The organism is Gaetbulibacter saemankumensis DSM 17032 (genome assembly GCF_000425645.1).
Lineage (GTDB): Bacteria > Bacteroidota > Bacteroidia > Flavobacteriales > Flavobacteriaceae > Gaetbulibacter > Gaetbulibacter saemankumensis.
The window spans coordinates 357,059-374,272 of sequence record NZ_AUDV01000006.1; the positions used below are offsets into that span (position 1 = coordinate 357,059).

Below are 17,214 nucleotides of genomic sequence, written 5' to 3' on the forward strand. Positions count from 1 at the left end.
TTATTTGTCTAAAAATCGCTGCAAAAATACAAATTTCTAATCTAATTAAATAGAATGTTTTATGCAGCTATTTATTTATATTAATTCTAAATTACTAAGTTTACAAAGGTATGAATTTTGCATATATTTACATAAATTTTACTCGTTCAAACATGAATGTTAACATCAAATTATCACTTGTTATCTTTTCTTTATCATTTTATGGCTTTAGTCAAATTCATGAAATTAACCCACCGTCACATATAAAAACCATAAATTTTAAAGGTAACACTCCAGAAACTCAACTTCCTATTTTAAAACTTGGAGAATATTTAGTTTTAGAATTTGATGCACTTAACGGAAATGAAGATGATTATTATTACAAAATTGAACACTATAATTACGACTGGACACCATCGGTTTTGGTCAAATCTGAATTCTTAGAAGGTTTCGACAATCAACGCATTCGTAATTACGAAAATTCATATAACACCTATCAAATTTATTCGCATTACAAACTCACGATTCCAAATCAACAAACCAGAAGACTGAAAGTATCTGGTAATTACATGATATTTATATACAATAGTTACGACGAATTAGTTTTTTCTAGAAAATTCATGATTTATGAAAATAAAGCAGCCGTTGGTATTAATGTAAAACGGTCCAGAAATATTGACTTTATAGAACAAAAACAACGAGTAGACATCTCCATTACCCCAAATGGCATTGCTTTTAACAACCCTATGGAAACTGTAAAAGCACACATCATTCAAAACAACAATTTAAATACAGCGATTACTAATTTAAAACCACTTTACACTTTAGGCAAACAACTTATCTACAAATACGACCATGAGACTAGTTTTTGGGCTGGAAATGAATATTTATACTTTGAGAACAAAGACATCCGGGCTGCCAACAACAACATTCAATTTATAGACTTACAAGACCTTTACCATAATTTCTTATTCACCAACATTGAACGATTTAACAAACCCTACACCTACAATCCAGATATAAATGGAAACTACCTTATAACCTGTGTTGATGCCGAAGACCCAAGTATTGAAGCTGACTATGCCTGGATACATTTTTCACTAGCACGTCAAAATTCCGAATCTGAACTAAACGCCAAAAACATATATGTCTATGGTAATTTTAATAACTATAGTTTGGATGAGTTGAACAAAATGTACTTTGATGAATCTGAAGGGATTTATAGATGCAAAATGCTTCTTAAACAAGGATTCTACAATTACAAATATGTAACGGTCGATAATAGCGGTAATATTGATGAAGGAGCTATTGGAGGTAATTTTTACCAAACCGAAAACAATTACAAAGTGATTGTTTATTACCGAGACTTAGGCGCACGCTACGATAAAATTGTAGGTATAGGCGAAGGCACATCAGTTAATATATCAAATTAACCCCTATTTTTAACTGATTTTTTAACCAAAGACGTTAAAATTCACTTCAACCATCTTATATTTATTATTTTAGCATTTGAAAAATATTTTGATTTTGTAACAAAAACATGGTTCAACAAGTTACTTGTGGTATAAAAATTTCGGTAGAAACTCACTACGAAGGTTCCTTTTATAAGAATTACAGAATTCAGTATGCTTTCGCATACACGATTACAATTGAAAACCAAAGTAAAGATTCTGTACAGTTAAATGCCCGTCACTGGGAAATATTGGATGCTCTAAATAATATTGAAACTGTTAATGGTGAAGGTGTAATTGGCAAGAAACCCGTATTAAAACCAGGTGAATCTCACACTTACACTTCAGGCTGTATCTTAACATCTCCTTTTGGAGCTATGCAAGGTCATTACGAAATGGTAAACTTTACCACTACACGCCAATTTCAAGTTACCATTCCTACTTTCAAATTAAGCGCACCATTTGCCATTAATTAACTAAAGGACTAACTCTATCAAAGCGATAAATTCTATCGCCTTGCTTAATATGAAAAAATTGACAATTTGAATAGTGTACAAACTGGTATTCAAAGTGATATTCAAAAGAGGTGTCATTTACCATATAAACCTCCGAAACATCTATATTTCCATGAGGTGAAATACGTCTGAAATGATATTTTAAATCATCCCCCAAATAATGCAATTCAAACCAAGCACCAGCAGCAATACCCGGTAACCATTGAGCCTTTTCATGTAAATTTTCAACTTTCTTCGGATGTAATGATCCTAAAAAATTAGGTTCATGATGCTCCAGTTTATCTAAAAAACATCGCATATTTTCACGCATTTTAGAATTCTTAAATTGAAAAATTTCGCCAGATTCTGAAACTTCAAACACCTTACCTTCGGTATTTGCTAATAACACATTACCAATTGTACTAGGCGTAAACCATTTAGATTTCATTAAATTTTTACGAATGGTTTTATCGGTCACCCCCGCAATTAAAGCATCCGTCACAAACCTAGCGCAATTAGTCGCATTTTTCTTAAAAGCCGCATATCTTATAAAATGCATATTCTGCATCTCTGTTATATAAGCTCTACCCTTTTCATAATCTATAGCACGACATACCGATGCCACCAACTTACCTTCACCATGCGTAAACTTAGGATGCACGGCAAGAAATTTTAAAATCTCATCTAAATTTAAAATCTCATTATTTTTAATAATAGCTTTAATAGGAAAATGTAATTCATTATCGGTATGCTTACCACGAACTCTCCCAAAAGGTTCCGGTGTAATATAACGACCAAAATCATGATATTCCAGAACTCCTGTTTCTTTATTAATTAAAACCAAAGCTGCATGACCCGCACGTAAATAATTCTTTTTACCAATACCTACAAACCGTAAAAAAGGAGAATACCACTCCTTAGAAACCATAACAATAGTTTCCGGGTACGCCAAAGTTAAAATCAAACCAGAATTATCCATTCACTTTATTTGGCAGATTAAATGTTTGTGAACTAATTATGTGAGATTCTAGATTTTGGAATTGCATTTCGACTTCATTACCTTCCTTTATAATTTGAGTTATAGAAGTGGTTTTAACAAAACCTCGATCCATGACTACTCCATAATCTAAATTTCCTTGACCTGCGGTTTTATGAAATTCTAAAACAGAAGAAGAAGATAATTCATTCTGACTTTTAAAATTATGAAACCATTCCTGACGGCTTTCTTTCATTTCCTGACTATATAAGGTTGTCGAAGACCATAATTTTGGTTCGTTTGGAAGCTGTTTAAAATGCACCTCTTTCTCATCCCATACCAATTCAAATATTTGCAAACCAGCCTCCCAATCTACTATAACCATCGTGAAAGGTTCGATACCATGAAAGTTATAATTTTCAACCAATAAACAGACATTATTGGTAACCATAAATTCTTTAGCAACAACTCCTCTGCTTTTTGAATACGCATATTTACGCACATGTTTTTCAAAGCCACCATTTAACACACACACCACCCGATTTAATTCACTTACCCCTACCCATGTACCTCCTGACAATTCATCTTTTGGGTATAAAAGTTTCGCATCATCAACATTATAAAAAGCCGGCTCAGAAGAAAGTCGCTCAGGCGCTTCATCACGATTAGAAGTTAAAATAAAATTATCTACGCCTCGCGGGACTATTGTAACGGTACACATGTGATTTATAGTCTAAAACAAAATTACAACTTACAAAAATCTACTAAATTTTAACAGGTTTTTGACAATTTACTCCCCACTAAACTCTATTTAAAACCGTAAATTTGCAATAAACATAAACAAATAAAACTAAAACAATTGTAATATGGGAAAAGGTTTTTTCAATGTACCAATAGCAATTAACGAACCCGTAAAGAGCTATGCTCCTGGTTCACCTGAACGAGAAGAAGTTCTTGAAACCTATAAAAATATGTTCAATAGTCAGGTTGACGTACCTCTTTATATTAACGGAGAATACGTTAGCACTGGAAACACAAGAACAATGTCACCTCCACATGATCATCAACATGTTGTGGGTACGTATCATGTTGCTGAACAATCTCACGTTGAAGAAGCCATAGCAACTGCTTTAGAGGCTAGAAAAACATGGGCTTTAATGCCATGGGAGCAACGTGCTGCTATTTTCTTAAAAGCCGCTGAATTGGTTGCCGGACCTTACAGAGCTAAGATAAATGCTGCTACAATGATAGCGCAGTCTAAAAATATTCATCAAGCTGAAATTGACTCAGCTTGTGAGCTTGTAGATTTCTTACGTTTTAACGTACAATATATGACAGACATCTACGCGGAGCAACCAGAAAGCACAAACGATGCCTGGAACCGTGTAGAGTACAGACCTTTAGAAGGATTTACTTACGCTGTTACACCATTTAATTTCACTGCTATCGCTGGAAACTTACCTGCTTGTATGGCCTTAATGGGTAACGTTGTTGTTTGGAAACCAAGTGATAGTCAAGTGTATTCTGCAAAAGTTATTATGGATATTTTTGAGGAAGCTGGCGTTCCTGCAGGTGTAATTAATGTAGTATTTGGTGATCCTGTGATGATTTCTAATACGGTATTATCTAGTCCTGATTTCTCCGGGTTACATTTTACTGGTTCTACATTTGTGTTCAAAGAACTTTGGAAACAAATTGGAAACAATATTCACACATATAAAACGTACCCTCGAATTGTTGGAGAAACTGGAGGTAAAGACTTTATCGTCGCTCACAAATCGGCTAACCCTAAGCAAGTCGCTACAGCTATCGCTCGAGGTGCATTCGAATTCCAAGGTCAAAAATGTAGCGCAGCTTCTAGAGCATATGTACCTGCCGGTATCTGGGAAGAAGTTAAAGCTTTCCTTATTGAAGATATAAAATCTTTCAAAATAGGATCACCAGAAAACATGGATAACTTCATTACCGCCGTTATCCATGAAGGCTCTTTCGATAAATTAGCTAAATACATTGATCAGGCTAAAGCAGATGCTGATGCTGAAATTATAGTTGGAGGTGGTTATGATAAAAGCAAAGGATATTTTATTGAACCAACTGTTATTTTAACAACCAATCCGAAGTACGCAACAATGACCACAGAACTATTTGGTCCGGTTATTACTATATATGTGTATGAAGATGAAGCTTATGCTGACACGCTCAAACTTGTAGATGAAACTAGCGAATATGCTTTAACTGGCGCTATTCTTTCTCAAGATAGATATGCCATCACACAAGCAACAACCGCTTTACAAAATTGCGCTGGTAACTTCTACATTAACGACAAACCAACGGGAGCTGTTGTAGGTCAACAACCTTTTGGTGGTGCTCGTGCTTCAGGCACTAACGATAAAGCAGGAAGTGCACAAAACTTAATGCGTTGGGTGTCTACTCGATTAATTAAAGAAACCTTTGTTACTCCTACAGATTACCGTTATCCATTCTTAGGAGAATAGAAAATACTTTTATTTCATAAAAAAGCCTGTCATACATAATGACAGGCTTTTCGTTTTATAAGTAAAAAGCATATAATTAACCCATCTATATAAGCAATTCATAAATACATTATTAGTAGAAAATCCAAAAAATGTAATCGTCGAAATTCAAAAACAAAAAAACAACATTGAAAAAGCAGAACTTTAATGGACCTTTATAGAAAGCATTCCCATTCATGAAGACATTAAACTAAAGCAAGTTAAGTATCAAAAACGCATTGAAAATCACAAACAAAGTCTTAAAAATCTAGCTGCCTGTGATATAAAATATATGCACTATAATGTTATAATTGTACTTGACTGGACAAGCACTCACTTATTTTGGAAACTTGATGATAAAAGTCCCGCCTTACGATTCGACAGGGTTGAAATGACTGTATTCGAAAAAATATATCATGAATCGTAAGGGTAAAGAAAACGATTATGAGAACAATATTTTACTAGCTCCTGAAAAATGATTCAACGAAATGTCGGCTCAGGACAAACAACGTCTGGAAGAGAGTATTTTAAAATGACTACCTGGAAGGTTTGACTATTTAAAATACAACAATAGCTATGCAGGATATGCAGCTATAGGCAGACTAAAAGGTTTGGCTGAACTTTGAAGCTTAGCATTAGGAATATCAAAAAATAATCTCCTTTAAACAAAACCCCTTCTTTTAAAAGAGGGAGTTTTGTTTACTCAATAATAATTCTCCTTCTAAAGACTCCCTTAAATGTTTTAATCTTTAAAATATAGGCTCCAGAAGCAACTTGTACGGGCATCACTATTTTTTTATCCCCGTTGCCTTTCTCAACCTTAACTAGCTGTCCTAAAATATTATACAATTCAACTTCTTTGAAATTTTCTTTGCCCTTTCCATTAATTACAACTGCAGCATTTTTACTGTCATAATAGGTAATTATATCGGAAGTTAAAATAAGTTTTTCACCAACTTTCAAACTATTATCTTCCTTAAACACTAGAGAAAATCGTTCGTTATAAGTTCCTGAATCGAGGCTAACTTGAAAAACCTCTTTCTGAATATTAATAACTTCGCCTGTAATATTATCCATTATGAGAATTGGTAAATCATCAGCTATATTTTCTTTAGAATCAATGCTAATTGTTACCAATCCAGATTGTTTCACTTTCAAACCTATGGACACAGTATCAAGCTCGTTGATATGATTTATTCCTTGAATAACAAATTTATGCTTTCCAATTAACCAATACATATCCTCCTCTCCAATGTCGGCCATTAAGGCATCATAACCCAAATCAAATCCTTTGGAAGCTTTATCCTTTACACCCAAAACAATTTGTCTGTGATATCCCATAGGAGAATCAAACCCTAATCGAATAATGGGCGTTTCATCAATTTTACTATCTATAGATTTGTTTGAAATTGTTTTCCCCTTAGCGTTTGGCTGTTTAAAAAACATAGATTCTGTATCATCTTCTCTAGCAAAAACTCGTTGACTGTTCTTAAATACAATCGTACCACCATCCACCTCAGCGAGTAACTCATCATTATCGTTAAGCTGACCACCCAATGATGTCTTAACAAAAAAACCTTGATTAACTGAAATAAATTGTCCAGGAATTTTATTCCCGCTTAAAGTATTGTTGTTTTTATCTACAATAAGAGCTGCAGCCCCTCCTACTAAATTACGGGTAGCATACCCCCCAATGTACCCACTTTGGTTATGAGTGTTTTCTTCACCAAAGTGATCCCAAAAATAAAGCGCTCCATTAAAAACTGTTCCATTCTCATTATACCCCCCCGCTTCTAAACTCATATTATCCAATATAAATTCTGTGGCATCTATAGCCGAAGGGTATGGATTACCAATCAATCGATCTACATCCCCTGATGATTTATTTAATTCCAAATAAATATCAGCATTATGAGGCATCCCTTTAAAAACATAGTTTTGTTGTTCAGATAAATTAGCCCCACCTGATGTACCTTTCATAGTAAAACCTTCACCAGAAATTAATGACGAATATTGGTTTATTTTACCCCAAGATCTATAATCGCTACTGGCGCCATAAAACTTATACAACCAACGAGTACTAATAATCCGTGGAGAAGAAGGAGTACTTAAATCAGCAGCATAAGTAGAAGTCTTAAAATTAATACCTACATAGCTCTCTGAATTAGTTCCATCTTTTAAAGTATATTTAATTTTATAGTTTGGATTAGAATATGCTATACCTTCCCCCTCTGTAAAGAGACTTCCTACGATTGGCCCTACAGAAGAAGACCAGTAATTATAATTGTAACTGTTTGCAAAGCCCTGCTGATCTCGTTCTAAATATCCTCCACTATCAGCATCTAAGACACTTCCTTCAGTTTGTATTAATTGAGATTCTCCTACTAAATCAATCACACCATCTAATTCTAAATAATGTGTAATTGTTAAGGATTGTCCTGAATTTGTTTCATTTTGTACTTCACTTGGATCAGCTATCGTAAATTCACCGGAATGACTCTTCAACCCCAATAGAGATATATTTCTATCTCCAGAATAAATATCGTGGGACATCTCAACAATATTCCAATCGATTCTAGTACTACCATCTAGTGCAACCGAATTAGGCAATATTTGGCTATTACTATTCTCCCAAGTTGCTGCACTGTCCCACGCACCATCAGCCTTAGAAATATATGGCACTGGGATATTCTGATTTTCAACAATTTGTTTATCCTTTTCTAAATACTTTATCCTTAAAAAGAAATTATTATCAGCTTGGCTAACCGCTGTTGTACCACAAAAATTATTAAAATCATAATAGCCTCGTAAAGTCGACCATGGAATATTTGCCAATTCATTACTAGAAGCTCCGGTAGGGATTATTTTTCCTGTAACCTTATTACTTGAATCCTCTTCTATTTCCTGATTCATCAAATACCGTACTTGGGACTCAGTAAGTCCCTGATCCCAAATACAAACTTCATCGATATCGCCTAAAAATGGATTCGAAATATCATTTTTACTAACATATAACGCTCCTATAGAAAAATTATTAAAATTGGGAGAAGGAGCAGAAACATTTAGTTCCGTTTTATCTAAAACACCGTCTACATATAAATAGATTGTGCCGCTATTATATACAAATGCAATATGGTGCCACTTATTGTCTGTCAAAGCCATGGTTGATATAAATCTCGGAGTGATATTATCATCTACTAATACCTCAACCTGATGCAAACTATTTAAACGCAATTGTAATTTACTTCCTTTAGCCATAATAGTTCGCGTACTCGTTTGCGAGGCATCAGCCTTTACCCATGCCGAAATTGTAAAATCGTTTACATTTAAATTTACATTGGTTTCTCCCACCATATAATCTCCAGCTGTAAAACTTACAGCGTGATTTTCGGACAATTTGGGAGCCTTCCCGAATGTAAAATATTTTGTACCATCGAAATCATACCAAGTTTTTAAATTACCTACTCCATCATTTAATAACGGAACAACATCAATTATATGGTTATCTACAAAATTCTCATTATCTGTCACTATGAGCACATACTCTTCATCTGCACCTAATGAAAAACTACTAAAGGTACTTTCTGGAATAGACACATACACATTACCAACATCACTAGAAGACTCCGTTGTTTCAACAATTTTCCATATTCTATCTATGCGAGTCACTTCTGTACTAACAACATTACTAATATTTACAGTATTTGTGTTGGTTCCGAAAAAATCTGCATTATTACATCCCCAAACTAAAAAATCACCATCTTTATTAAACTCATTTACATTTAGATTGTTAGTCGTAAATATCCCATCGAGACCTATTGTAATTTCATTGAACACATTTTGAGATTTTGATTGCTTCTGGTTTAAATCTGAAATGGAATCTCTGGCAATACCTGCAACATGAAAATTATATCCCGAATTAACACTTACATCCCAAACAACGGTACCAAAGGAATTGATATAATCTTTTTGGGCCTGATTAGCATCACCTAATGTAATACCATATTTAATGGCTAAATAGGATTCTATTTTTTGTCGGTCGACATCAGAAACGCGTTCGGCAAACGTGAATATTTCAGCAACCCGACCATTCAGGTTCCCTAAACTTGCATTCTTAGTTTTACCAATAAAATATGGCGTTCCGTAAACAACATCTGGTTCTGGAATTGCATCTACATACCCTACATTTTCAAAAGTTGTAATGTTTTGAGTCGGTGATTCTACATCCTCAACACTATTATAAATAATACGCATACCATCAGACACCGTGGATGTTTTATTCCCTACATTAATAATACCTGCTGTCGCATAAGACCTACTTGAAGATGCAGGTAAAGCATAATAAGGATTTATGGTAGAAGAGCCTTGGTTATACCACAAATATTCGCCAGACAAATTACTCGTATAGTCACCTAGACCAATTCCAGTAACATCATTAGTATCGTCAACATAACCTTCTGAAGCCATTATATCTGCGATAGATCCGGAAAAAATAGTCATCCCTGAAACCGTAGAAACATCTTCATCAGACTGCATAACAACAAACATATCCTGATTATAAAAACCATTATCTGTATTATATAAATACTGACTTACCGTACTACCATCATTTTCAAATTTTAATACTGGATTAAAGTTTATATTCTCCGAAGGGCTATCGACATATGTGGGGCGATTTAAGGTATCACTAGTAGCATCTTTCCCATTAGTTCCAATATCTTTCCATGTTTTAACCACAGAGCTTGAACCATTTTCATATATAACACCACGAGTCGACTTTAACCAAAGCCTAAAATCAGCCGTAATACCACCAGGTCCGGGAATATTATAATTAAACATTTCGGCATTTACATCATATGTAAAACTCGTATTATCATTATTATAAATGGTTATGGTAGATGACAAGGTTCCAGTTCCTCCTTTGGGAGCAACAAATGTTATTGGCAATATTACATAATCACCGGCAGCAACGGATGCTGTAAAAGGTAATAGTGTACTTACTGAAGTTAAAACATATGCCGGAACAGAAAAATCCGCTGAGGAACTTACTATATTGGTTATTTCTAAAGGACAGCTTCCTGTATTTGCAATAACAAAATATCTGGTTTCAGAATTACCCTCGTCGATTACACCAAAAAAGGTACCATTCGTTGCAGAAGTGTTTGTCGAACCGTTAAAAATATCGGCAGATGGACTTCCTCCGAGCACATTAATCTCTGGACTACTGCTTAATGAAAAAGTAAATATAAAGATTGGAGTTTTTTTAATTTCGATATAAATTTCTGTTGTAGCCGCACAGTTGCCACTAACATTTGTAATAGTGAAATCAATTGACTCTAATCCTCCATTACACCCAGAAGGAACAATATTTCGGGGTAAATTGTGATCGTTATCCAGCGTTAATTCAAAATCTGTAGTATTAGAAATAGCTACCGATTCTATTTTAAGTTTATCAGGACAATCAAGTAAAGTATTAGTAATAGTGAAAGCTATACTATTTCCAGAAGTAATAGAAATTTCTTGGTTTTCGGAAACAACCGAACCACCAACAACCTGAACTTTAACATCTTGCGCATATCCAATAGCACAGACCAAAAAAAACAATATACCCAACACGTAGGTACTATTGCTTGAGAGAGAGCAATATTTCATAGAGTTAAGAGAGCAATTTACACGACAAATATAATATATTTTTTTAAAAACAATCGATAACGTGTTTATTTTTGTCGATAAATTACATTGTATTGTAAATTATAAGTCATTTCAACACTTACAACTTGCATACTTCCAGAATATTCCGCAATTCCTTAATGCATAAAGAAAACAGGATTTTCAGATAGGGAATTTTAAAATTAATCTTAACTTTAATCTTTCAATCACTAAAGATTGTACTGGTATAACATTTTCTTAAATATGAAAAAACTTGTTTTACTTATTGCCTTCTCAATTGTTTGCAATTATGGCTATTCGCAGTCCAAAAAACTATTTCGTCTAGCCTCTAAAACAGAAAATCTTCAAGAAAAAATCGATTTATACACTCAAATAATTACTCTGGAACCTAAAAACCTAGATGCCTACTTTTACCGTGGTTTAGCTAAAAATAACAGTGGTGATTATCTAGGTGCTATTGTAGATTATTCAAAAATCATTTTAATAGATCCCGATGCCGACACCTATTACAACCGTGCCAATTCTAGATATAGTATAAAAGATTTTGAAGGTGCTTTGGAAGATTACAAAAAAGCCTATGAAACGGATCCTAATTTCGTGGCCGCGCTGTATAGTTTAGGCTGTGTAAAATATGATTTAGGACAATATGAAGAAGCCATTAAAGACTTCACTAAAGTAATAAAAGCCACCCCTTACAATCCCAAAACCTATTTTATTAGAGCAGCCTCTTATGAAGCTCTGGAGTATTATAACGAAGCAGCAAAAGATTACACTCTAGCCATTATGGTAAGCCCTACTGCCGATTCTTATTACAATCGAGGTGTTTTTTATTTAAGTATCAATTACTACAGCCAAGCTAATGACGATTTCAATATTTCCCTAAAACTAAATAAGAAAAATAGTTACACCTATTTTTACAGAGGTGTTTCTCAATTTCTTTTAGGAAAATTCAATAATGCTGTTTCCGACTTTCAAAGCGCCTTGGAATTTGACTCCTTAGATTTCGACGCCATGCTCGGACTTGCAATCTGCCTATCTTATTTAGATCATACAGAACAAGCTAAAATGTACCTCGACAAGGCTTCTAATATTATTAATGTTAATAGTAATAATAAAAACCTAGAAGACTATCAAAATACTTATTGGTATCAAAACCGGCTACAGTATTTACAGCAAATGTTAGAAAAATTAAATAACATTTAGATATTTTTTACAGAGGCTTGTATTTCAATGGCAGATGTACGACTTTTTTTGTTTCAAAAAAATCTTCCTCATAAAAGTCACTTATATTGTAGATACTTGCCGTTTTATAGTCTTGTAATTCTTCTTTTAAATCGCCTCCTTTAAGATATAAAATTCCGTTTTTCAATTCATGATTTTGATTTTTAGAAATTTTACCTTTTACCCAGTGCACAAAAGTAGGCATAGCAGCAACAGCACGACTCACAATAAAATCATATTGTTCCTGAACTTCTTCAACCCGTCCATGTGTTGTTCTAACATTGGTTAACCCCAATCCTTCAACAACCTCATTTACTACTTTTAATTTTTTAGCAATACTATCCACTAAGTGGAAGGAACATTCTGGATACAATATTGCCAAAGGAATGCCCGGAAAACCACCTCCAGTACCAACATCCATAATTCGAGCTCCATCTTTAAACCCCATAACTTTAGCTATTGCCAACGAATGTAATACGTGACGTAAATACAATTCATCTATATCCTTTCTTGACACCACATTAATCTTTATGTTCCAATCTTTATATAGGGTTTCAAGCTTTTTAAATTTATTAATTTGATCTTCGGTAAGGTTTGTAAAGTATTTCAGTATGAGATCCATGCTTGTTAAATTTTCAACAAAAATATACTTTTTAAGTGCATAATTTTACAAAAAAACGTTATAACTTACGTTGGTTTATGCCTATCTTTGCGCCGCATGTGGTATTACCAACCTGTCACATACCATATTTTAAAATTAATAGCATGACAAAACAATCTCTCTCCTTTTCAAGAACGGATTCTGCAAAATTCTTTCGCACACTAAATAAGCGTGTTAACAATTATTTTAAAGAAAATAACGTGAAACGCACTGGAAATTGGAAACTATGGGTTAAAACAATCGTAATGTTTTCACTCTTTTTAACACCTTACTTTTTATTGTTAACCTTAAATATTCCTGGTTGGGCACAATTACTACTAACCATTGTAATGGGAATAGGAATGGCAGGTGTTGGTATGAATGTAATGCACGATGGGAACCATGGCTCCTTTTCTAATAAAGCTTGGATTAACCGATTAATGGGAAGCAGTATTTATATACTTGCAGGAAATGTTTATAACTGGAAAGTTCAGCATAACGTACTACACCATACATATACAAATATTCATGGCCATGATGAAGATTTAGAAGCAGGACGTATTTTACGCTTTAGTGAACATGCCGAGTGGCATTGGCACCATAGATTTCAGCATTATTATTCTGTACTACTTTATGGGCTATTAACTATTAACTGGGCCATAACAACCGATTTTATACAAATGCGTCGCTACATGCAACGTAAATTATCTTACGGTAAATTCCCAAATCCTGTTTGGAACTGGAGTAAGTTAGTGATTTCAAAAATACTTTATATTGCAATATGGATTGTAATCCCTATGCTTATTTTAGACATTGCTTGGTGGAAAATTTTAATCGGCTTTTTTGTAATGCACTATACTGCTGGACTCATATTAAGTGTTGTATTCCAATTAGCTCACGTCATGGAAGAAGCAGAAATGCCTCTACCAGAAAAAGATGGTACGATGAAAAACACATGGGCTGTACACCAACTTAAAACAACCGTTAACTTCAGTACAAAAAACAAAATTGTTAATTGGTTTACGGGAGGTTTAAACCATCAGGTTGAACATCATATATTTCCACATATTAGTCATATTCATTATTCTAATATTTCTAAAATAGTGAAGGAAACAGCTAAAGAATTTAACTTACCATATAACGAATATAAAACTACCCGTAAGGCTATTATTGCTCATTTCAAACATTTAAGGGAAATGGGAATGAAACCTGCTTTACATGTCTAACCATTATTATTTATTAAATGCAACTACTATCTGATCGAATTTTAAACATGGCTACCTCTGCGACATTAGCAATGGCTGCCAAAGCAAGAGAACTTAGAGGCGAAGGCAAAGATATTATAGGATTAAGTCTCGGAGAGCCTGATTTTAACACTCCAGATTTCATTAAGGATGCTGCAATTCAAGCTATTAATGACAATTACAATTCTTATTCGCCGGTTGATGGATATGCCGATTTAAAAGAAGCTATCATTACTAAATTCAAACGCGATAATAACTTAACTTATTCACCGGCTCAAATTGTTGTTTCAACAGGAGCAAAACAATCATTAGCAAACATAGCAGGTGTGATGCTAAATAAAGGTGATGAAGTAATCTTGCCTTGTCCTTATTGGGTAAGTTATTCTGATATTGTAAAGCTAAATGAAGGCACCCCTGTGGAAGTAAAAACAACCATAGACACTGATTTTAAAATGACGCCTGCACAACTGGAAGCTGCTATTACACCAAATACTAAAATGATGTGGTTTAGTTCACCTTGTAACCCAAGTGGCTCTGTATATAGTAAAGATGAATTAGAAGGTCTTGCAGAAGTTCTAGCAAAACACCCTGATATCTATGTGGTTTCTGATGAAATCTACGAACACATTAACTACGGAGAAGGTCACACCAGTATAGCTGAAATTGATGGCATGTACGACAGAACCATAACCGTAAATGGTGTTTCTAAAGCTTTCGCCATGACCGGATGGCGTATTGGATATATTGGAGGTCCAGAAAAAATTGCCAGAGCTTGTAACAAATTACAGGGGCAAATTACGAGTGGTGCCAACTGTATTGCACAACGCGCCGTAATTACTGCTTTAAACGAATCTCCATCCCGTGTACAATACATGATAGATGAATTTAAACAACGTCGTGATTTAATATTAGGCCTTTTAAGTGATATTGAAGGATTCCATTGCAATACACCTGAAGGTGCTTTTTATGTATTCCCTAATGTAACTCATTTCTTTGGTAAAACATTAAGAGGAAAAAAGATTAATAATGCAACAGATTTCTCATTATATTTATTAGAAGAAGCCTTGGTAGCAACCGTTACCGGTGAAGCCTTTGGTAACCCTGATTGCATCCGTATATCGTATGCCGCTTCACAAGAACAAATTATTGAAGCAATAAAAAGAATAAAAGAAGCAGTGAGTTAAAAATCCTGTTTCATTTGAATAAAAAAGCCTCTAATTAGCGGCTTTTTTATTTCAATATATAAATCATAAACGCTAATAATACGCATAATAAAAATGATAAAATCATTATTTGCTTACGTTTAATTCGAGCATTTTCAGTCTTCATACGTTTTTGAATGCGCAATAAATCAAGTTTTGATGCTTTAGGAAAATTTTTCAGTTTCACATGAGCATAACTCCCATAAGAGGGTTGCTTAGCCTATCGTTTTAATAAATTACGATTATTTTGTAATGACTTGATCGCAGCCATCATTGAACCTTCTCCGCCCATAATAACATTTTTTAAGTGAAACATATAATACACTCTCTTATATGTAAATTATTTCACCTAAATGTTACAAGTTTATCTGTTTCGCCAGAAAAAAGGCGATAATAAAATAAGTACAGTAAATAACTCTAATCTGCCAATAAGCATTAAAAAAGACGACCATAATTGCGCTAAAGGAGGTAAAGCCGCATAATTATTAACAGGACCAAAATCGCCAAGCGCCGGCCCTACATTACCTAAACTGGAAGCCGATAAACCAATCGCAGAATCAAAATCAATACCGAACATTGAAAACACCAATGCTCCAATAATAAAGGACAACATATATAAAATAAAAAAGCCTAAGACATTAAATACAATCTGTCCCGAAATCGCCTTCGTATTATAACGTACCGGAAGAATAGCATTAGGATGCAAGGTTCTTTTAAATTCTAGAAAACCATTTTTAATTAGAATTAAATGACGAACAACCTTAACTCCTCCAGAGGTACTTCCTGCAGAACCACCTAAAAACATAAGTCCGAAAAAGAAAACCATTAAGAAGGGCGTCCATAAAGTATAATCAGCCGTAACAAACCCTGTTGTTGTAATAACCGTAAGCACCTGAAACAAAGCATGCCTAAAAGCACTTTCCCCTTCACCCCACACCATAGGATGAGCAATGGAAGAAACCGAGGCATCCGCTTTAAAGTATATTATCAGCGCCGCTATAATGGTGAATATAGCAACAAATTTAAAGTATAATTTAAATTCCTCGTCCTTAATTATTTTCTGTATTCTTCCCTTAAACGCAAAATAACTTAATACAAAATTAGATCCTGCCAAAAACATAAAAAGGATAATTATATATTGAATTATAGGTTGTCCATTCCAATAAGCTACGCTGGCATTTTTTGTTGAAAAGCCACCTGTCGACAAAGTAGCCATAGAATGGTTCATCGCATCAAAAAGCGACATCCCTGCAAGCTTTAACAACAGCGTTTCAGCAATCGTATAGCCAAAATAAATTAACCACAAGCGTTTAGCCGTATCTGTTATTCGAGGGTGTAACTTATCGGCACTCGGGCCTGGTGCTTCAGCTGCAAATAACTGCATCCCTCCAATTCCTAACAACGGTAAGATAGCAATAGCTAAAACAATAATCCCCATACCACCTATCCAGTGAGTAGTACTACGCCAAAACAATACACCTTTTGGTATAATTTCAATATCATTTAAAATTGAAGCTCCTGTTGTCGTATAACCCGACATCGTCTCAAAAAAGGCATTTATAAAATTGGGAATGCTACCTGTAAGAACATAAGGTAAAGTCCCGGACAAAGACATGATAATCCATCCGAAAGTTACTACAATATACCCCTCTCGTTTGTTCATTTCCTTTCTATGACTACGAGTTAACAACATCACTAAACCTCCTATTGATAGCGTTATCAATCCGGCTGCAGTAATTAGCAATGTAACACCGTCATGATACAAGAAACTTACAAGTGCAGAAAGGAGCATAAAGCCACCATTAAACAATAATAGCAACCCTA

12 protein-coding genes are annotated in these 17,214 nt (G+C 34.3%); 7 read left to right on the top strand and 5 right to left on the bottom strand.

The genetic code is table 11. The features are described 5' to 3' along the window. Nucleotides 1-152: 152 nt before the first annotated feature. On the top strand, nucleotides 153-1,412 hold the full coding sequence (locus H611_RS0103965) for a type IX secretion system plug protein (protein WP_027137129.1): 1,260 nt from the start codon (nucleotides 153-155) through the stop codon (nucleotides 1,410-1,412). Between the two features lie 107 nt (nucleotides 1,413-1,519). After that, entirely contained in the window at nucleotides 1,520-1,906 is a 387-nt protein-coding gene (gene apaG / locus H611_RS0103970) for a Co2+/Mg2+ efflux protein ApaG (protein ID WP_027137130.1), read from the top strand. Here the strand turns inward: apaG and H611_RS0103975 are convergent. Next, a complete protein-coding gene (locus H611_RS0103975) occupies nucleotides 1,899-2,903 on the bottom strand; it encodes a DUF6695 family protein (RefSeq protein ID WP_027137131.1) in 1,005 nt (334 codons plus the stop codon). The genes apaG and H611_RS0103975 overlap by 8 nt on opposite strands. Further along, nucleotides 2,896-3,621, bottom strand: coding sequence for an NRDE family protein (locus H611_RS0103980; RefSeq protein WP_027137132.1), 726 nt, complete (start codon nucleotides 3,619-3,621; stop codon nucleotides 2,896-2,898). Before H611_RS0103980 ends, H611_RS0103975 begins: the two co-directional genes overlap by 8 nt. A 145-nt stretch (nucleotides 3,622-3,766) precedes the next feature. Here H611_RS0103980 and pruA point away from each other — a divergent pair, with 145 nt between their 5' ends. Together pruA and H611_RS15000 are read left to right on the top strand one after the other, a co-directional pair. Then, a complete protein-coding gene (gene pruA, locus H611_RS0103985) occupies nucleotides 3,767-5,395 on the top strand; it encodes an L-glutamate gamma-semialdehyde dehydrogenase (protein WP_027137133.1) in 1,629 nt (542 codons plus the stop codon). 196 nt (nucleotides 5,396-5,591) lie between these two features. Continuing rightward, nucleotides 5,592-5,840, top strand: coding sequence for a mannonate dehydratase (locus H611_RS15000; protein WP_084158135.1), 249 nt, complete (start codon nucleotides 5,592-5,594; stop codon nucleotides 5,838-5,840). Nucleotides 5,841-6,112: 272 nt separating this feature from the next. Here H611_RS15000 and H611_RS0103990 read toward each other — a convergent pair whose 3' ends face one another. Next, nucleotides 6,113-11,065, bottom strand: a complete 4,953-nt coding sequence (locus tag H611_RS0103990) for a LamG-like jellyroll fold domain-containing protein (protein WP_084158136.1) — start codon at nucleotides 11,063-11,065, stop codon at nucleotides 6,113-6,115. A gap of 261 nt (nucleotides 11,066-11,326) precedes the next feature. Here H611_RS0103990 and H611_RS0103995 point away from each other — a divergent pair, with 261 nt between their 5' ends. After that, a complete protein-coding gene (locus H611_RS0103995; RefSeq protein WP_027137135.1) occupies nucleotides 11,327-12,286 on the top strand; it encodes a tetratricopeptide repeat protein in 960 nt (319 codons plus the stop codon). 7 nt (nucleotides 12,287-12,293) lie between these two features. Here H611_RS0103995 and rsmG read toward each other — a convergent pair whose 3' ends face one another. Then, on the bottom strand, nucleotides 12,294-12,926 hold the full coding sequence (gene rsmG / locus H611_RS0104000) for a 16S rRNA (guanine(527)-N(7))-methyltransferase RsmG (protein WP_027137136.1): 633 nt from the start codon (nucleotides 12,924-12,926) through the stop codon (nucleotides 12,294-12,296). Nucleotides 12,927-13,069: 143 nt separating this feature from the next. Between rsmG and H611_RS0104005 the strand changes: the two genes are divergently transcribed. Then, the gene (locus H611_RS0104005) at nucleotides 13,070-14,170 is read left to right on the top strand and encodes a fatty acid desaturase family protein (protein WP_027137137.1); all 1,101 of its coding nucleotides are present in this window, start codon (nucleotides 13,070-13,072) and stop codon (nucleotides 14,168-14,170) included. Between the two features lie 17 nt (nucleotides 14,171-14,187). Further along, complete coding sequence (locus tag H611_RS0104010) at nucleotides 14,188-15,372, top strand: pyridoxal phosphate-dependent aminotransferase (RefSeq protein ID WP_027137138.1); 1,185 nt, start codon at nucleotides 14,188-14,190, stop codon at nucleotides 15,370-15,372. A 382-nt stretch (nucleotides 15,373-15,754) separates the two neighbouring features. On the opposite strand, the gene H611_RS0104020 is transcribed toward H611_RS0104010, so the two are convergent. After that, on the bottom strand, nucleotides 15,755-17,182 hold the full coding sequence (locus H611_RS0104020; RefSeq protein WP_245574763.1) for a TrkH family potassium uptake protein: 1,428 nt from the start codon (nucleotides 17,180-17,182) through the stop codon (nucleotides 15,755-15,757). Between the last annotated feature and the right edge of the window lie 32 nt (nucleotides 17,183-17,214).